General features: G+C 67.5%; 14 protein-coding genes and 2 riboswitches. Of the genes, 12 read left to right on the top strand and 2 right to left on the bottom strand.

All coding sequences use genetic code 11. The features are described 5' to 3' along the window. The first annotated feature begins 86 nt into the window (after positions 1-86). The 5 genes from PTT45_RS18465 to PTT45_RS18485 all read left to right on the top strand — a co-directional run bounded on the left by PTT45_RS18465 (position 87) and on the right by PTT45_RS18485 (position 5,246). Positions 87-2,150: a type VI secretion system Vgr family protein gene (locus PTT45_RS18465; RefSeq protein ID WP_273815284.1), complete on the top strand. Its 2,064-nt coding sequence runs from the start codon at positions 87-89 to the stop codon at positions 2,148-2,150. Then, the gene (locus PTT45_RS18470; RefSeq protein ID WP_273815287.1) at positions 2,140-2,718 is read left to right on the top strand and encodes a DUF4123 domain-containing protein; all 579 of its coding nucleotides are present in this window, start codon (positions 2,140-2,142) and stop codon (positions 2,716-2,718) included. The genes PTT45_RS18465 and PTT45_RS18470 overlap by 11 nt, the downstream gene beginning before the upstream one ends. Positions 2,719-2,796: 78 nt before the next feature. Next, the gene (locus tag PTT45_RS18475; RefSeq protein ID WP_273815289.1) at positions 2,797-3,003 is read left to right on the top strand and encodes a hypothetical protein; all 207 of its coding nucleotides are present in this window, start codon (positions 2,797-2,799) and stop codon (positions 3,001-3,003) included. A gap of 75 nt (positions 3,004-3,078) precedes the next feature. Then, positions 3,079-4,395: a prephenate-dependent tRNA uridine(34) hydroxylase TrhP gene (gene trhP, locus PTT45_RS18480; protein WP_273815291.1), complete on the top strand. Its 1,317-nt coding sequence runs from the start codon at positions 3,079-3,081 to the stop codon at positions 4,393-4,395. Between the two features lie 21 nt (positions 4,396-4,416). Then, positions 4,417-4,507: riboswitch (glycine riboswitch) on the top strand. After that, positions 4,508-4,605: riboswitch (glycine riboswitch) on the top strand. Positions 4,606-4,625: 20 nt separating this feature from the next. Further along, a complete protein-coding gene (locus tag PTT45_RS18485; protein WP_273815293.1) occupies positions 4,626-5,246 on the top strand; it encodes a trimeric intracellular cation channel family protein in 621 nt (206 codons plus the stop codon). Here the strand turns inward: PTT45_RS18485 and PTT45_RS18490 are convergent, their stop codons facing one another. Beyond that, entirely contained in the window at positions 5,247-8,126 is a 2,880-nt protein-coding gene (locus PTT45_RS18490) for an EAL domain-containing protein (RefSeq protein WP_273815294.1), read from the bottom strand. It lies immediately after the preceding gene. 186 nt (positions 8,127-8,312) lie between these two features. Between PTT45_RS18490 and uvrD the strand changes: the two genes are divergently transcribed. The 7 genes from uvrD to PTT45_RS18525 all read left to right on the top strand — a co-directional run bounded on the left by uvrD (position 8,313) and on the right by PTT45_RS18525 (position 16,015). After that, a complete protein-coding gene (gene uvrD / locus PTT45_RS18495; protein ID WP_273815295.1) occupies positions 8,313-10,514 on the top strand; it encodes a DNA helicase II in 2,202 nt (733 codons plus the stop codon). A 67-nt stretch (positions 10,515-10,581) separates the two neighbouring features. After that, positions 10,582-11,157, top strand: a complete 576-nt coding sequence (locus tag PTT45_RS18500; protein ID WP_273815297.1) for a TetR/AcrR family transcriptional regulator — start codon at positions 10,582-10,584, stop codon at positions 11,155-11,157. A gap of 117 nt (positions 11,158-11,274) precedes the next feature. Beyond that, entirely contained in the window at positions 11,275-12,123 is an 849-nt protein-coding gene (locus PTT45_RS18505) for a Tim44 domain-containing protein (RefSeq protein WP_273815298.1), read from the top strand. Between the two features lie 94 nt (positions 12,124-12,217). Further along, positions 12,218-12,655 carry a 3'-5' exoribonuclease gene (locus PTT45_RS18510; protein ID WP_273815301.1) on the top strand — a complete coding sequence of 146 codons (438 nt, stop codon included), beginning with the start codon at positions 12,218-12,220 and terminating at the stop codon, positions 12,653-12,655. A 105-nt stretch (positions 12,656-12,760) separates the two neighbouring features. Next, positions 12,761-14,758 (top strand): PhoX family protein, encoded by a 1,998-nt coding sequence (locus tag PTT45_RS18515; protein WP_273815303.1) that lies wholly within the window; start codon positions 12,761-12,763, stop codon positions 14,756-14,758. A 136-nt stretch (positions 14,759-14,894) separates the two neighbouring features. Continuing rightward, positions 14,895-15,302 carry an SMI1/KNR4 family protein gene (locus tag PTT45_RS18520; protein ID WP_273815304.1) on the top strand — a complete coding sequence of 136 codons (408 nt, stop codon included), beginning with the start codon at positions 14,895-14,897 and terminating at the stop codon, positions 15,300-15,302. Between the two features lie 74 nt (positions 15,303-15,376). Continuing rightward, positions 15,377-16,015, top strand: a complete 639-nt coding sequence (locus PTT45_RS18525) for a hypothetical protein (protein WP_273815306.1) — start codon at positions 15,377-15,379, stop codon at positions 16,013-16,015. Between the two features lie 15 nt (positions 16,016-16,030). Here PTT45_RS18525 and PTT45_RS18530 read toward each other — a convergent pair whose 3' ends face one another. Then, positions 16,031-17,419 (bottom strand): pectin acetylesterase-family hydrolase, encoded by a 1,389-nt coding sequence (locus tag PTT45_RS18530; RefSeq protein WP_273815308.1) that lies wholly within the window; start codon positions 17,417-17,419, stop codon positions 16,031-16,033. Between the last annotated feature and the right edge of the window lie 92 nt (positions 17,420-17,511).

The raw sequence follows: 17,511 nt of genomic DNA on the forward strand, positions 1-17,511 counted from the left end.
CCGACAATGCCCAGGCTCGCAGGTACGCGAGCTGGCCCATCGGCCAGGCCTCCTGGCCGATGCCCTTTCGGCAGAAGGAACAACGGATGTTCGCCCCCGCCAACCAGACGCATTTCAGCCTGAGCCTGCCCGGCGTCGAGCACGATTTTCAGGTGCTTGAGTTCACCGGCCACGAGGTACTCAGCCAGCCCTTCGTGTTCGAGGTCACGCTGGTCAGCCAGCGTCCGGACCTGGAGTTGGACACGCTGCTCGGCCAGCCGGCCTTTCTCACCCTGGATGCGCAGGGCAACGGCATCCACGCCCAGGTCCATGCCTGCGCCCAGGGCGATTCCGGCCAACGCCTGACCCGCTATCACCTGACCCTGCGCCCGCAGCTGGCCTGGCTCGGCCACCGGGTTAATCAGCGCATCTTCCAGCACCTCACGGTGCCGCAGATCGTCGCCCAGGTACTGAGCGACCACGGCGTCCTCGAAGGCAGTGGTCAGCGCTTCCAGCTGGGCGGTACGTATCCGGCTCGCGACTACTGCGTGCAGTACGACGAATCCGACCTGCACTTCATCCAGCGCCTGTGCGAGGAAGAAGGCATCCATTACCACTTCCAGCACACGCCCGATGGCCATGTGCTGGTGTTTGGCGACGACCAGACCGGTTTTCCCAAGCTTGCTACCACCGCCTACCAGCAGGACTCCGGCCTGGTGGCGGACGAGCCGGTGATCAAGCGCTTCGCCCTGCGCCTGGCCACCCGCACCAGCCGCGTCACCCGCCGCGACTACGACTTCGAGAAGCCGCGCCTGCAGCTGGAAGCCGCGCACAAGGGTGAGGCCAAGCCGGACCTGGAAGACTACGACTACCCCGGCCGCTTCACCGAGCGCACACGCGGCAAGCACCTGAGCCAACGTGCACTGGAGCGCCATCGCAGCGACCATCAGCTGGCCGAAGGCGAGAGCGATCAGCCGCTGCTGCGCACAGGCCATTTCCTCAATCTGTCCGCCCACCCGCGCGCGGACTGGAACCAGCTGTGGCTGCTCAACGAGATCCACCACGAGGGCAAGCAGCCGCAGGTGCTGGAAGAATCCATCACCAGCTTCCTCGGCGGCCGCAAGGAAGCAGGACAAGCCGACGACGGCTTCAACCAGGGCTACCGCAACCGCTTCAGCGCCACCCCCTGGAACACCCCCTGGCGGCCGCCGCTGGCCCACCCCAAACCGCGCATCCTCGGCAGCCAGAGCGCCGTGGTCACCGGGCCCAAGGGCGAAGAGATCCACTGCGACCAGTACGGTCGGGTGAAGGTGCAGTTCCACTGGGACCGCGAAGGCCAGGCCGACGACACCACCAGCTGTTGGCTGCGCGTCAGCTCAAGCTGGGCCGGCGACCGCTACGGCGGCATCGCCATCCCACGCATCGGCATGGAAGTGCTGGTCACTTTCCTCGAAGGCGATCCCGACCAGCCTCTGGTCACCGGCTGCCTGTACCACAAGGAACACGTCGTTCCGTACGACCTGCCAGCCAACAAGACCCGCACGGTATTCAAGACCCTGAGCAGCCCGGGCGGTGGTGGCTACAACGAGCTGCGCATCGAAGACCGCAAGGGCCAGGAGCAGATATACATCCACGCCCAGAAGGACTGGGACGAGAATGTCGAGAACGACCAGAAGATCCGCATCGGCCACGAGCGCCACGACACGGTGGAGGCCAACAGCTACACCGAGCTCAAGGCCGAGGAACACCGCACCACCCACCTCGACCGCAAGACCGAGATCCGCGCCAACGACCACCTCACCGTGGCCACCAACCAGCATGTGAAGCTGGGGACGGGGCAGTTTGTCGAGGCGGGCAGCGAGATCCACTACTACGCCGGCAGCAAGGTAATCATCGACGCCGGCATGGAGCTCACCGCCAAGGGCGGCGGCAGCTGGCTCAAACTCGACCCCAGTGGCGTCACCCTCAGCGGCGCCACCATCAAGATGAACTCCAGCGGTGCGCCGGGTGCGGGTAGCGGCATCGCCATCCTGCGGCCGGGTGCACTTATGCAGGCCGATGCCGACAAGGCAGGCGCCCTGTTGACCCCGGCGCAGATCCAGACGCTCAAGCGCAACGCGCCCTTCTGCGAGGAATGCGAGAAGTGCAAGGGAGGCGCCTGTGCCATCTGAAGCGATCTCGGTCCGAGATTGGCTGGAGGCGGAGTGGCGGGAAGGTCAGCGCCTCTATGTAGTGATGGGCAACGCCAGCGAAGCCAATCCGCTGCAGGCCTACTACCAGCAAGACAGCGCCTGCCTGCCACAGCCGATCTGGGGCGACACGCCCTACGCCGGCTGGCAGGAAGTCATGCCCTATCTGGGCGAGCTGGACTCCGGCAGCAGCTTCCTCGACTGGGTGGACGAGGTCCCCAACCGGGACTGGGGTTGGCTGGCCCTCTCCTTCCATGAGCCGAGCTCGGTACTCGACCACCTGCGCAGCCTGACCCAAGTGCTGATGCCCGATGGTGCCGAGGTGTTCTTCCGCCATTGGGACGGCAGCCACTTACTGCCAATCCTGCGCCACCTGGGCGATGCATCGAATGAGCTGCTACCGATATTTGATCACCTATTGGTCAACGGCCAGACCCTGAGCATCACAACCACCGCGCCTCCAACCCCGCGCGACTATCCCTGGTGGCAGGTTCCGCAGGCAGTGGCCTCGGCCCTCACCAAGGCTTCCTCGATGAGAACGAATTTCTAACAAAGCTGGCGGCCCTCATCGGCAAGTCGTCCAAGACCATTACTTACTAGCCAAACCAACACTTCCAAGGATGGAATCATGAACAACCTGCTGCTCGGTGCACTCGTCGTACTCGCCCTGTCGATCCTCTGCTTCCTGCTCGGTGGGGCCGGCGTCGCCGGAGCCGTGACGGGCGGCGGCCAGGTCAGCGGGAGCGTCGACGTGCTGTTCTTCTTCGCCAAACTATTGCTGGGACTGGCGCTGGTACTCGGCGTGCTCTGGCTGATGCGCTCGCCATCGCGCTGAGGGCTGCGCTGGATCAACACCCGGCGACGTGCTAGCGGGCACCATTTGCGCCCTTTTGCAGATGCCCGTGCCGCCATGTCCCCGTTGCAAGCCCCCGAACTGCTCTGCCCCGCCGGCACCCTCAAGGCCATGCGCCATGCCTTCGCCTATGGCGCCGACGCGGTGTATGCCGGGCAACCACGCTACAGCCTGCGGGTGCGCAACAACGAGTTCGACCATGCCAACCTGGCCATCGGCATCGCCGAGGCGCATGCCCAGGGCAAGCGCTTCTACGTGGTGGTCAACATCGCTCCGCACAATGCCAAACTGAAGACCTTCCTCAGGGACCTGGAGCCGGTGGCGGCCATGGGTCCGGATGCGCTGATCATGTCCGACCCGGGGCTGATCATGCTGGTACGCGAGCACTTCCCGCAGATGCAGGTGCACCTGTCGGTGCAGGCCAACGCGGTGAACTGGGCCAGTGTGGAGTTCTGGCGGCGCCAGGGGCTGAGCCGAGTGATCCTGTCGCGCGAGCTGGGCCTGGAGGAAATCGCCGAGATCCGCCAGCAGGTGCCCGGTATGGAACTGGAAGTGTTCGTCCATGGCGCCCTGTGCATGGCCTATTCGGGGCGCTGTCTGCTCTCCGGCTACCTCAACAAGCGCGACCCCAACCAGGGTACCTGCACCAACGCCTGCCGCTGGAAATACCAGGCCCAGGAAGGCCAGGAGAACGAGCTGGGCGGCATCGTACGCAGCTGCCAGCCGACCCTCGGCGAAGGCCCCGCCACCGAGCGCGTGTTCCTGCTGGAGGAGGAAGGTCGCCCCGGTGAGCCGATGGAGGCTTTCGAGGACGAGCACGGCACTTACATCATGAACTCCAAGGACCTGCGCGCCATCCAGCACGTCGAGCGCCTGGTGGCCATGGGCGTGCATTCGCTGAAGATCGAGGGGCGTACCAAGAGCCACTTCTACGTGGCACGCAGCGCCCAGGCCTATCGCCGGGCGATCGACGACGCGGTGGCCGGCCGGCCCTTCGACAGGCGCCTGCTGGATGACCTCGATTCGCTGGCCAACCGCGGCTACACCGAGGGCTTCCTGCGTCGCCACGTGCATGACGAGTACCAGAACTACGAGCGCGGCAGCTCGCTATCCGAGCGCCAGCATTTCGTCGGCGAGTTCACCGGCGTGCGCCGCGGCGAGCTGGCCGAGGTGCGGGTGAAGAACCGCTTCGAGCTCGGCGACCATTTGGAGCTGATGACCCCGCGCGGCAACCTCGGCTTCCTCCTCGGCGCGCTGGAGAAAGCCAGCGGCGAGCGCACCAGTGCCGCGCCGGGCGACGGCCACATCGTCTACCTGCCGCTGCCGGCGGACATCGCGCTCGACCACGCCCTGCTGCTGCGCCAGTTGGCCTGAGCGGCGCACCTGCCTATACTGCGCGCCCTCGCAGGAGAGCGAGGGGCCGCGAGCCCCTCCGCCGAAGGCGCAAACTCCCATGATCGCTCAGGCCCAGCACTGCGAGATTCCGATTTAGCCGACTGGAGAGCGGTCGCCACGAGCGACCCACCGAAGGGGCAAGCGGCCACGCCGCGTAAACTCTCAGGTACAGAGGACAGGGGGAGAGGCACCTGACACAGGAGTTCTGTGTGCTGCTCTACGTCTATCTGATCGCCATCACCGCCGAAGCCATGTCCGGCGCGCTCGCCGCCGGCAAACGCAACATGGACCTGTTCGGCGTCGCCCTCATCGCCTTCATCACCGCCCTCGGCGGCGGCACCGTGCGCGACATCCTGCTGGGTAACTTCCCGGTGGGCTGGACCCAGCACCCCGGCTACATCTACCTGACCATCTGCGCCGGCCTGTTCACCATGCTGATTGCGCGCTTCATGCACCACCTGCGCCGGCTGTTCCTGGTGCTCGATGCCATGGGCCTGATCGCCTTCACCGTGATCGGCTGCAACGTCGCCCTGGGCCTCGACTACGCCCTGCCGGTAGTGGTGATGGCCGGGGTGATCACCGGCGTGTTCGGCGGCATCCTGCGCGACATCCTGTGCAACCGCCTGCCCCAGGTGCTGCGCCACGAGCTGTACGCCAGCGTCTCGCTGCTGGTCGCCCTGCTCTATCTGGGCCTGCGCCACCTCGGCGTGGACGAGGACCTCAACCTGCTGGCCTCGTTCGCCGTCGGCCTGGCCCTGCGTCTGGCCGCGATCCGCTGGCACTGGTCGCTGCCGGTGTTCTCCTACGCTCCGGGGCGCTGGAACGGCTGATCAGTACATCTCGGCCTGCGCCCGCAGCAGCTCGGCGAAGCGCTCTGCCGGTACCGGCGGGCTGATCAGGTAGCCCTGGATCTCGTCGCAGCGCTGCGCCTTGAGGAAATCCATCTGCGCCTGGGTCTCGACGCCCTCGGCCACCACCTTGAGCTCCAGGCCGTGGGCCATGGCGATGATCGCGCGGGTGATCGCCGCATCCTCGCCATTGGTGGAGAGGTCGCGGACGAAGGTCTGGTCGATCTTCACGTAGTCCACCGGGAAGCGCTTGAGGTAGCTCAGCGACGAGTAGCCGGTACCGAAGTCGTCGATCGCCAGCTTCACGCCCAGGTCGCGCAATTGCTGGAAGGTGGCGATGACGTTCTCGACGTTGTCCAGCAGCTGGCTCTCGGTCAGCTCCAGTTCGAGCAGGCGCGGCGGCAGCCCGGTCTCGTCGAGCACCTGGCGCACCAGCGCGACCAGGTTGCCCTGGCGCAGCTGATGTACCGACAGATTGACCGACACGCGCAGGTCGGCCAGGCCCTGGCGCTGCCACTCACGGGCCTGCAGGCAGGCCTGGCGCAGGACGAATTCGCCGATCGGCGCGATCAGCCCGGTCTCCTCGGCCAGCGGGATGAACTCGCCGGGCGCGACCAGGCCCAGCTCCGGATGGCGCCAGCGCACCAGCGCCTCGGCGGCGTTGAGGCTGTCATCGGCCAGGCACAGCTTGGGCTGGTAGAACACCTCGAGCTGGCCATCCTCGATGCCCTTGCGTAGCTGGGTCTCCAGCTGCAGGCGCTCCAGGGTGCAGGCCTGCAGGTTGTCGGTATAGAACTGGAAGGTGTTGCCACCCAGGTGCTTGGCGTGCTGCATGGCCATACCGGCCTGGCTGATCAGCGCCGAGAGTTCGCGGGCGTTGTCCGGCAGCAGGCTGATGCCGACCGAGGCACTCACCACCAGCTCGTGGCCGCCCACCATCATCGGCGTGCGCAGCTTGCTCAGCAGGCGGCTGGCGGTGCGCGCCAGGCTCGACAGGCTGCCGTAGTCGTCGAGCAGCAGGGCGAACTCGTCGCCGGCCAGGCGCGCCACGGTGTGCGCCTCCGGTACGCTCTGGTTGATGCGGCGCGACATCTGCCGCAGCAACTGGTCGGCCACTTCGTGGCCGAGGCTGTCGTTGAGCAGCTTGAAGCGGTCCAGGTCGACGTGCAGCAGGGCCAGGCGCGAGCCTTCCTGGCGCGCGCGCTCGCAGACCTCGTGCAGGCGCTCGCGGAACAGGCTGCGGTTGGCCAGGCCGGTGAGTTCGTCGTAGTGCGACAGGTAGCGCAGGCGCTCCTCGGTCTGCCGGCGCTGCGACAGGTCGGAGAAGAAGCCGACGATGTGATTGACCCGACCGCGGCCGTCGCGCACCACGTTGAGTTGCAGCCACTGCGGGTAGAGCTCGCCGTTCTTGCGCGTCTCCACCAGTTCGCCGCGCCAGCTGCCGTGCTGGGCCAGTTCCTGGCGAATCAGCTGGTACTGGCGGCGGGTGTCACGGCTGCTGATCAGCGTCGCCACGCTGCGCCCGAGCACCTCTTCCTTGCGGTAGCCGGTGACGTCGCTGAAGGCCTGGTTGACCGACAGCAGCAGATAGTCGGCATCGAGGATCACGATGCCCTCGCCGGAGGCCTCGAACACCGTGGCGGCCAGGCGCTGTTCCTCGTCCATGCGCTTGCGTTCGGTCACGTCGCGGCGGGTGCCGAGCATGCGCAACACCCGACCCTGCTCGTCGCGCTCGACAGCGCGGCCGCGGTCCTCGACCCAGCGCCAGCGGCCGTCCGCGTGGCGCACGCGGTATTCCACGCAGTAGTCCTCGGTGCGGCCCTTGAGATGCTCGACCAGGGCCCGGCGCAGCAACGGCAGGTCATCCGGATGCAGGCGCGGCTTGAGGTGGCTGAGCACGCCCTTCACCTCCTCCTGGCGGATGCCGAAGATGCTCTCCAGGTGGCTGTGGTGCACCTCGTCGGTACTCAGGTCCCAGTCCCAAAGGCCCAGTTCGCTGGCCTCCAGGGCCAGGGCCAGGCGCGTCTCGCTCTTGCCCAGGGCATGGCTGGTATCGTCCAGCTCCAGGGTGCGCTGGGCCACGCGCACCTCCAGTTCGTCATGGGCATGGCGCAGCTCGCGCTCGGCGCGGCGACGCTGCTCGACCTCGCGGGCCAGCTCCTGGTTGAGCCCCTCGGCGCTCTGCCGGGCATGCTCCAGGCGCTCGATCAGCGCCTGGTTCTGGAAGCGCCGCAGCAGGCTGTTCTGCACCAGGCGATTGACCTGCCATGCCACCACGCACAGGCTCAGCAGCATCAGCAGGCCGAGCGCGCCCCAGCCCTGCTGGCTGGCGTTGTCGCTGACCAGCAGGTAGGCCACCGATGGCAGCAGACAGGGCAAGGCGAAGGCCAGGAAGGCCGGGCGACTGACCGCGTAGGCGACGCTGGCGGAAAGAATGGAAGCAGCGATCAGGCCATAGACGATGACCTGCAGCAGGAAGCGGTCGGCCGGCACCAGGTAGATCGCGGCGAACGCCAGGGTCAGGCCGGACAGGCCGGCACCGACCAGGAACATACGATGCCAGTGCGGGTTGGCCTGGCGCGACGGCAGCGCGCTGTTGAAGGCGGCCATCTGGATCAGCCGCAGCACCGCCAGCAGCACCACCCACACCAGCCAGCCGGCCAGCAGCAGGCTCTGTTGCGGTTGCCAGAGCAGTCCGGCGCAGACCAGGCCGCCAAGCAGCATGAATAAGGTGGGAACCTGGGAGCCCTGATACAGCAAGCGGGTTCGCTCCACCGCGATTTCGGTGGCGAACTGCTGACGGATGGCGCGCGACTCCTCCACCACCGTGCCGGCGGAGGCCCCCCGAAGAGACTGTGTCATAGGCGATTTTCTTGTAATGGGATGCCTGACTTTGCCCGAGCATACCCGAGCTAGAGCGGCTTTCCCAAGCCCGATGATGGCTTTTTAACAGCGCGCGGCGACAAAAGGCGAACGAATGTTCACTGAGACTGCCAGCCCGTCCGCCCGCGGTTTGCCGCTCCCCTACCCGGCCCGTAGAATGCCGCGATGCAGAACACTCCCGCCTCTTTCGACCCAGAACTCCTCCTCGCCTCCCTCAACGATGCGCAATGCCAGGCCGTGGCCGCCCCGCTCGGCCGCCAGCTGGTGCTGGCCGGCGCCGGCTCGGGCAAGACCCGCGTGCTGGTGCACCGCATCGCCTACCTGATCCAGTTCCTCAATGCCTCGCCCTACTCGATCCTGTCGGTGACCTTCACCAACAAGGCCGCGGCGGAGATGCGCCAACGCATCGAGCAGATGCTCGGCATGAGCCCCGCCGGCATGTGGGTCGGCACCTTCCACGGCCTGGCCCACCGTCTGCTGCGCGCGCACTGGCAGGAAGCCGGCCTGGCCGAGAACTTCCAGATCCTCGACTCCGACGACCAGCAGCGCCTGGTCAAGCGGGTGATCCGCGAGCTGGGCCTGGATGAACAGCGCTGGCCGGCCAAGCAGGCCCAGTGGTTCATCAACGGGCAGAAAGACGAGGGCATGCGCCCACAGAACATCCAGCCCGGCGGCGACCTGTTCCTCGCCACCATGCTGAAGATCTACGCGGCCTACGAGGCCGCCTGCGCCCGCGCCGGGGTCATCGACTTCGCCGAGCTGCTGCTGCGCGCCCTGGACCTGTGGCGCGACAAGCCGGACCTGCTGGCGCACTACCAGAAGCGCTTCCGCCACATCCTGGTCGACGAGTTCCAGGACACCAACGCCGTGCAGTACGCCTGGCTGCGCCTGCTGGCCAAGGGTGGCGAGACCCTGATGGTGGTGGGCGACGACGACCAGTCGATCTATGGCTGGCGCGGCGCGCGGATCGAGAACATCCAGCAGTTCTCCAGCGACTTCCCGGACAGCCAGCTGATCCGCCTGGAGCAGAACTACCGCTCCACCGCCGGCATCCTCAAGGCTGCCAACGCCCTGATCGCCAACAACAACGGGCGCCTGGGCAAGGAGCTGTGGACCGACGGCAGCGACGGCGAGCCGATCAGCCTGTACGCCGCCTTCAACGAACACGACGAGGCCCGCTACGTGGTCGAGTCGATCGAGGCGGCCCTGCGCAAGGACGGTCTCAAGCGCAGCGAGATCGCCATTCTCTACCGCTCCAACGCCCAGTCGCGGGTGCTGGAAGAGGGCCTGCTGCGCGAGAAGATTCCCTACCGCATCTACGGCGGCCAGCGCTTCTTCGAGCGCGCCGAGATCAAGAACGCCGTGGCCTACCTGCGCCTGCTCGACGGCCGCCACAACGACGCCGCCCTGGAGCGGGTGATCAACGTGCCGACCCGCGGCGTCGGCGAGAAGACCGTCGAGGCGATCCGCGAGCACGCCCGCCACGCCGACCTGTCGATGTGGGCGGCGATGCAGCAGCTGATCGCCAACAAGGGCCTCACCGGCCGCGCCGCCACGGCGCTGACCGGCTTCGTCGAACTGGTCGAGAACCTGGCCGCCAAGGTGCTGGACATGCCGCTGCACCTGATGACCCAGACCGTCATCGAGCAGAGCGGGCTGATCGCCTGGCACCAGGCTGAGAAAGGCGAGAAGGCCCAGGCTCGGGTGGAGAACCTGGAGGAACTGGTCAGCGCCGCGCGCAACTTCGAGAACGAAGAGGACGAGCTGTCCCCGCTGGCCGCCTTCCTTACCCACGCCTCCCTGGAGGCCGGCGACAGCCAGGCCGAGGAGCACGAGGACTGCGTGCAGCTGATGACCCTGCACAGCGCCAAGGGCCTGGAGTTCCCTCTGGTGTTCCTGGTCGGCATGGAGGAAGGCCTGTTCCCGCACAAGATGAGCCTGGAAGAGCCCGGCCGTCTCGAGGAAGAGCGCCGCCTGGCCTATGTCGGCGTGACCCGCGCCATGCAGAACCTGGTGCTGACCTACGCCGAGACCCGCCGCCTGTACGGCAGCGAGACCTACAACAAGGTCTCGCGCTTCGTCCGCGAGATTCCGCCGGCGCTGATTCAGGAAGTACGCCTGAGCAACAGCGTCAGCCGCCCCTACTCGGCGCCGAGCCGCAGCATGAGCGGCGGCTCGATGTTCGCCGGGGCGGCCGTGCCGGAGACGCCCTTCAGCCTCGGCCAGGCGGTGCGCCATGCGCTGTTCGGCGAGGGCGTGATCCTCAACTTCGAGGGCAGCGGCGCCCAGGCCCGGGTGCAGGTCAACTTCGCCAGCGAAGGCAGCAAGTGGCTGATGCTGGCCTACGCCAAGCTGGAAGCGCTCTAGCCCCGCCCGTCAGCCCGGCGCATCCGGCCGGGCTGGCTGACCATACTGTCGAGCGGAGGTACTCCGCATGCCCCGCTCGACGCCTTCCGCCGACACGATCCTCGATAGCGCCCTCGACCTGGCCGAAACCTGCGGCTGGGAACGCCTGCACCTGCATGACGTGGCCGCAGCCCTGGGTTGCGACCTGGGTGCCATCGCCCGTCACTACCGACAGAAGGATGATCTGGTCGAGGCCTGGCTGGATCGCGCCGATGCGGCGCTGTTCGAACGGGCCAGGGCGGCCGACCTCCTCGCGCTGGATGCCGGCAAGCGCCTGGAGGAGCTGCTGGTGGCCTGGCTCGGGGGCATGGCCGCACACCGCGCGCTGACCGGGCAGATGCTGCTGTACAAGCTGGAGCCCGGCCATATCCACCTGCAGGCCGGTGCCCTGCTACGGGTCAGCCGTACCGTGCAATGGTGGCGCGAGGCGGCGCGGCGGCAGAGCCTGCACCTGGCGCGGGTGGCCGAGGAGAGCCTGCTCAGCGCGGTGTTCCTGCGCACCTTCATCCACTGGCTGCGCCACCCCGAGGAGCACGATGCCGACCTGCGCGCCCTGCTGCGCCGCCAGCTGCGCGGTGGGCCGCTGGGCTGGCTGTTGCGCTAGCCGCCGGGTAAACGGACAGGCGCGTACATAAATCCGGAAACATTCTGCGGCTGGCCAGGGTCCCAACACTGCGGCAGCATGGCGCGCGAACCCTAACCTCAAGCGGGACCTTCCCACATGCAGCGTTTTCTCAGCATCGCCCTGGCCCTGTGCCTGGGCCTGACCCTCAGCCTCGAAGCCAGCGCGGCCAAGCGCATGGGCGGGGGCAAATCCTTCGGTTCCGCGCCGACCCACCAGTCTCGTCAGATGGAAGCGCCCAAGGCCAACCAGCCGGCTGCCGCCAACAGCATGAACGGCGCCGCCCGCCCTGCCGCCGCCAGTGGCGCCTCGCGCTGGCTGGGCCCGCTGGCCGGCATCGCCGCCGGTGGCCTGCTCGCCTCCATGTTCATGGGTGACGGCTTCGAGGGCTTCCAGTTCCTCGACTTCCTGATCCTCGGCCTGATCGCCTTCGTCATCTTCAAGCTGTTCGCCGCCCGTCGCCAGCAGCAGGGCCGCCCGGCCATGGCCGGTGGCATGCAGCGCGAAATGCCGCAACAGCAGGCGCCGATCTTCGGCAGCGCCGCACCGAGCGCCGCGCCGGCCACCATCAACGCCCCCGCCTGGTTCGACGAGCAGCGCTTCATCGAGGCCGGCCGCACCCACTTCCTGGCCCTGCAGCAGCACTGGGACGCCGCGGAGATGGACAAGATCGCCGAGTTCGTCACCCCGCAGATGCTCAGCTTCCTCAAGGAAGAGCGCGCCAGCATGGGCGAGGGCTACCAGTCCACCTACGTCGATGACCTCAGCGTGCAGCTGGACGGCATCGACGAGCTGGCCGACAAGACCGTCGCCACCCTGACCTTCCGTGGCGTGGCCAAGAGCTCGCGCTTCGACCAGGGCGACGCGTTCAGCGAAAGCTGGCGCATGGAGCGCGCCAATGGCGACAACCAGCCGTGGCTGGTCGCCGGTATCCGCCAGAACGGCTGATGCCTCGCGCGTAACGAAGAACCCGGGCCATGCCCGGGTTTTTTGTGCCTGCTCGGCTGCTAGAGTGGCGCTACCGCCCTCACCGAGCCGCAGCATGACCACCCTGTTCCTCGATACCGAATTCACCAATCTCACCGCCGACTGCCGGCTGATCAGCCTGGCCCTGGTCGACCCGGCCGGCGCCGAGTTCTATGTCGAGCTGAATGATGGATGGAGCCCGGACGACTGCTCCGAGTTCGTCCATCAGATCGTCCTGCCACAGCTGGACCTGCCCCGCCACGGGCGCAGCCGCGCCGAGGCCAGCCTGGAACTGCGCAGCTTCCTCGCCGGCTACGACGAGGTGGAAATCGTCAGCGACGCCCTGGCCTGGGACTGGCCATTGCTGCTGGAGCTACTCGGCGAACTGCCCGGGAATATCCGCTGCCGCGAGGACATCGACCTGCTGCGTGACCTGGCTGAAGCCGACATCCCCCACCACGCCCTGCTCGACGCGCGCCTGATGGGCGGCGCGGCGCAGCGGCAGAAACGTTAACCACCTCGCACCCCACCGATTCGCCACACAAGCGTCATCGTTCCGTCGTCATACAGCTCTAGCGTCATGACTCCGTCGCAACTCCTCCGCAGAAGGATCCGAACGATGAGCCTTGATGACCACGACGCCGTGCTGTTTGGCAGCGGTGACGAACTCCCCAGCAACCATTCCGCCAACCCGCACATGAGCGAGCTGATCGACCAGCGCCGCCGGCAGATCCTCGCCGGTGGTGCGGCGGTCGGCGCGCTCGGCTTCCTCGGCGTGCTGCCGCAGGTGGCCGAGGCCGCCGAGCAGAGCGCCAAGGGCGCCAAGCACGGCTGGGGCAAGCGCCAGCGCCTGCCCTTCGAGGCCATCCCGGTGAGCCGCACCGACAGCATCAACGTGCCGGCCGGCTACCAGGCCAGCGTCATCCTGCCCTGGGGCACGCCGATCAGCGGGCGCCTGCCGGCCTTCCTCGAGGACGCCAGCAACAGCGCCCAGGACCAGGCCGAGCAGGTCGGCATGCACCACGACGGCATGCACTTCTTCCCCATCGACGGCCGCCATGGCGGCGGTCGCCGCTCCAACCACGGCCTGCTGGTGTTCAACAACGAGTACATCGACGCGCCGCTGCTGCACCCCAACGGCCCGACCACGGTGAGCGGCAAGCGCACCAAGCCCGATGAAGTGCGCAAGGAAATCAACGCCCACGGCGTGACCATCGTCGAGATCCGTCGCGACCGCTTCGGCGACTGGCAGGTGGTGCCCGGCCGCTACAACCGCCGCATCACCGCCGCCACGCCGATGCAGATGGTCGGCCCGGCGCGCGGCCACGCCCTGCTGCGCACCCGCCACAGCCCGGATGGCACCGCCACTCGCGGCACGCAGAACAACTGCGCCAACGGCTTCACGCCCTGGGGCACCTACCTGACCTGCGAGGAGAACTGGGCCGGCTACTTCGCCACCCAGGACGCCAGCCTGCCGCGCGAGCTGCAACGCTATGGCCTGCGCAACGCCAGCCGCTTCGGCTGGGAGACCCTGGCCGGCGACGAGTTCGAGCGCTTCGATGCCACCCGCAAGGCCGCCGATGCCACGGGCGACTACCGCAACGAGCCCAACCAGTTCGGCTGGATCGTCGAGATCGACCCCTTCGACCCGACCTCCACCCCGGTCAAGCACAGCGCCCTCGGCCGCTTCGCCCACGAGGGTCTGATCTTCGCCCCGGTGCAGATTGGTCGCCCGCTGGTGTGCTATTCCGGCGACGATTCGCAGAACGAGTACGTCTACAAGTACGTCAGCCGCAGCAAGTACCTGCCACTGCTGCGCCAGCCCGGCCGCCTGCTCGACGACGGCACCCTCTACGTGGCGCGCTTCAACGCCGACGGCAGCGGTGACTGGCTGGCCCTGGACATCAAGGACAGGGCCTTCCGCGCAGCATGCGCCAAGGCCGGGGTGAGCTTCGCCGACCAGGGCGAAGTGCTGATCAACACCCGCCTGGCCGCCGATATCGTCGGCGCCACCAAGATGGACCGTCCGGAATGGGGCGCGGTCAATCCGGACAATGGCGAGGTCTACTTCACCCTCACCAACAACAGCTCGCGCACCGTCGCCGACGCCGCCAACCCGCGTGCCGCCAACCCCTACGGGCACATCATCCGCTGGCGCGAGAACCAGCGCGACCACGCCGGCAAGCGCTTCAACTGGGACATCTTCCTGCTCGCCGGCCCGCAGAGCGACAGCCGCGGCCCCAACGGCGCGGCGCTGGACGCCAGCAACATCCTGGCCAGCCCGGACGGCCTGTGGTTCGACCCGGACGGCCGCCTGTGGATCCAGACCGACATGAGCGGCAGCCAGCTCTCCAGCGGCCCGTTCGGTCACAACCAGATGCTGGTGGCCGACCCGCGCACCGGCCAGGTCAAGCGCTTCCTCACCGGCCCGCTCGGCGCGGAGATCACCGGCATCAGCGCCACGCCGGACTTCTGCACCCTGTTCGTCAACATCCAGCACCCGGGCGAAGGCTCCACCGCCACCAACCTGCTCAGCGCCTGGCCGGACGGCCCGGGCCGCCGCCCGCGCTCGGCCACCGTGGTAGTCACCCGCGAGGACGGCAAACGCCTGATGTAGTCCCCCTCGCAGCAAAGAAACCCGGGCTCGCCCGGGTTTCTTTTTGTCCGGACTTCCCCTCGCCCGGCGCACAGGGTAAAACGCGCCTCCGATCGGCTACCCTCTAGCCGAATCCGTTTTTGCCTGGAGACGTACCGTGGAAGAAGTCATCGATCAGCTGCGCGAACTCAACGAGACGGTGCCGGTACCCCTGGAGCTGCCGGAAGAGGAAACCCTGGTGGAGATCCAGGAGCAGATCCTCATCCACCTGCCGTTCGAACTGCGCGAGTACCTGCTCAAGGTCAGTGACGTGGTCTACGGCCGCCTGGAGCCGGTCACCGCCAGCGACCCGCAATCGCACACCTACCTGCCGGAAGTCGCCTCGGTAGCCTGGGACCGCGGCCTGCCGCGCGACCTGGTGCCGCTGTGCCAGGACGGCCGCGACTACTACGCGGTGGACGTCGAAGGCACCGTGTGGCTGTGGGACGGCGACGAAGGCGAGCTGACCGACGAGAGCTGGGACTCGGTCTGGCACTGGTGCCGCGACGTCTGGCTGGAGAGCTGAGCCTGCCGCCACGCTGGCCGCTGCACCGCTCCTGGACTTAACTGGCAGACGACACCTCTGCACAAGACCAGGACATGGCCAGCATCAAGACCCGTCTGCTCATCAGCGGCCTCGCCGCCCTCGCCATCGGCGGTGGGTTATGGCTGGGCCTGGCCGGCTCCGCGAGCACGCCGGGCGACCAGCCAAGCTCGGTAGCGCCGACACCGAGCAGCACCGCCAACATGACCACCACCGAGCCCACCCCCGCTAGCCGCCAGGCGCTGCAGGACGACCCCGCCGTGCAGGGCTACCAGGCGCGCCTGCAGTTCGCCGGCGATTACCAGAGCTTCGTCAAAGGCGCCGCCGAACTGAGCGAGGCCGAGCGGCGCCAGCGTGCCGCGGCGCTGGCCAAGGAGATCGACCGGCGCGAGGCGGCCGGTGAACTGGCGCTGAGCGAGGCACTGTTGCTGCAGGTCGGCCTGGCCCAGGCCGAGGGCGGCGACGAGGAAGCGCAGAAGGCCCGCGCCGATGCGCTGGTGTCCCGCTACCAGGCGTTGAGCGCGGCGCGTGAGGCACAGGCCAAGGCGCCCGATGCGCGCTTCAACCGCTACAAGTCCGACGAGAAACGCATCGTCGAGGAAGTCATGGCCATGGACAGCATCCCCGACGGCCTCAGCCGCGACCAGTACCTGCGCCAGCGCCTGCAGGAGGCGCGGGAGCAGGCGTATCAGTAGCCCAAGAGTCTGCTCTCAGAGCAGCTGGTCGAGGATGTAGTAGAGCAGGTTGAACGGCTTGGCCTTGTCCGCCGCCGGGCTGCTCTCCGACGCCGACAGCACCGCGCCGTTGCCCTCCAGCAGGTTGTTGACGAAGTTATCCAGCTGCAGGTTCTGCTCCTGCACATCCGAGTTGGCGAACTCGATGATGCTGGTGCAGTGGCTCTCGTTCACCGCGCGGTACTGCGGGAAGTAGCCGCCGAAGTTGCTCAGGTTGGCCAGTTGGCCGCGCAGGCGGCCGGTGTCCACCGCCCACTTGGCGTGGATCAGTGCCTCCTTGGTGGCGGCGTCCGGGGCGTTGATAATGTCCGGATGGAAGCGCTCGTAGGAGTAGGACGAGTAGTTGAGGTCCTGCCAGAAGTGCGTGTGGCCGAGGCGATCACCCGGCAGGTTGGTCGACAGCGCCGTGTACAGGCTGCCCAAGTCGCTGCCATTGAGCCCCGGCAGGCGGCTCTGCAGGTAGGCCACCGGACCATCGTTGATACCCCAGGCCGCGCGAATGTAGTCCTGCAGCGGTCGCGACGGGTACTGGCTGATGTCGCTGCCGGGCGGTGCGCTGAACACCGGGCCGGAGTCGTCGAGCAGGAAGCCACGGGTCGGCGCCATATCCTGGCGGATACCCACGTAGTTGGTCAGGCTGCCGGCGCCGCCGGCGCTGCAGCCGGTGGTGAGCAGCTGGGCCGGGCGTGGCAGGTTGTTCTTCAGCCAGGCCACCACGGCGCGGGTGTTGCGCATGCCGTTGTGGTGCCACACCAGCGGCGGCTTCTGGTTCTGCGGGTCGTTGTACACCGCCACCTTGTCGCCGGAGTAGATGTCGCCGGTGCAGTAGGGCACGTAGATCATGTTCCAGTTCTGCGTCTTGGTCCGCGTCCAGGGGTGCAGGCGCACCACCAGCGGACTGACCAGGCTGGCGCCGGGGTTGAGCAGGCCCATGTAGTCGTCGGGGATGCCGTCCGGGTTGCGCGCACCACGGATGCCGGTCTGTCCGGTGCAGCTGGCGTAGTCCCAGCAGGCGCCGCCGCCTTCCAGGTAGATGATGGTGTTGGTGGTGTTCGGCACGCGGTTGACGAAGAACTTGTAGGGCGAGCCGTTGCCGCACACCGCGCCGGTCTGCGGCGCCAGCTGGATGGCCTGCCAGCCGTAGTAGTTGCCAGGTTTGAAGCCCGAGTTGAAACCGCCCGGGTTGTTCAGCAGCGGGTACGGGCCGAGGCCCTGTTCGGCGGTGACCGTGTTGTCCGCCGGCGGCGGCGAGGTGAGGTTGAGCAGGGTCTTCCAGACGCTGTAGTCGCCCAGTTCGGCATGGGCAGGCGTGGTGGTGAGCAGCGCCGCCGCGGATACGCAGCAGGCCAGCAGGGCAGACTTCATGGGCACGTCCTCGTCTTGTTCTTCTTGTCGAGGGCATGGGCCACGGCCGGAGACTTCCATGCCCGGTGGCGGTCCCGGTCGGGGACCGAAGC

The sequence above is a fragment of the Pseudomonas sp. Gutcm_11s genome (genome assembly GCF_028649395.1).
In the GTDB taxonomy this organism is placed as follows: Bacteria; Pseudomonadota; Gammaproteobacteria; order Pseudomonadales; family Pseudomonadaceae; genus Aquipseudomonas.

Coding starts and splice junctions, on each gene's coding strand:
- PTT45_RS18475 (WP_273815289.1), top strand. CDS start 2,797: ATGAACAACCTGCTGCTCGGTGCACTCGTCGTACTCGCCCTGTCGATC.
- PTT45_RS18505 (WP_273815298.1), top strand. CDS start 11,275: ATGCAGCGTTTTCTCAGCATCGCCCTGGCCCTGTGCCTGGGCCTGACC.
- PTT45_RS18465 (WP_273815284.1), top strand. CDS start 87: ATGTTCGCCCCCGCCAACCAGACGCATTTCAGCCTGAGCCTGCCCGGC.
- trhP (WP_273815291.1), top strand. CDS start 3,079: ATGTCCCCGTTGCAAGCCCCCGAACTGCTCTGCCCCGCCGGCACCCTC.
- PTT45_RS18525 (WP_273815306.1), top strand. CDS start 15,377: ATGGCCAGCATCAAGACCCGTCTGCTCATCAGCGGCCTCGCCGCCCTC.
- PTT45_RS18500 (WP_273815297.1), top strand. CDS start 10,582: ATGCCCCGCTCGACGCCTTCCGCCGACACGATCCTCGATAGCGCCCTC.
- PTT45_RS18510 (WP_273815301.1), top strand. CDS start 12,218: ATGACCACCCTGTTCCTCGATACCGAATTCACCAATCTCACCGCCGAC.
- PTT45_RS18530 (WP_273815308.1), bottom strand. CDS start 17,419: ATGAAGTCTGCCCTGCTGGCCTGCTGCGTATCCGCGGCGGCGCTGCTC.
- uvrD (WP_273815295.1), top strand. CDS start 8,313: ATGCAGAACACTCCCGCCTCTTTCGACCCAGAACTCCTCCTCGCCTCC.
- PTT45_RS18515 (WP_273815303.1), top strand. CDS start 12,761: ATGAGCCTTGATGACCACGACGCCGTGCTGTTTGGCAGCGGTGACGAA.
- PTT45_RS18490 (WP_273815294.1), bottom strand. CDS start 8,126: ATGACACAGTCTCTTCGGGGGGCCTCCGCCGGCACGGTGGTGGAGGAG.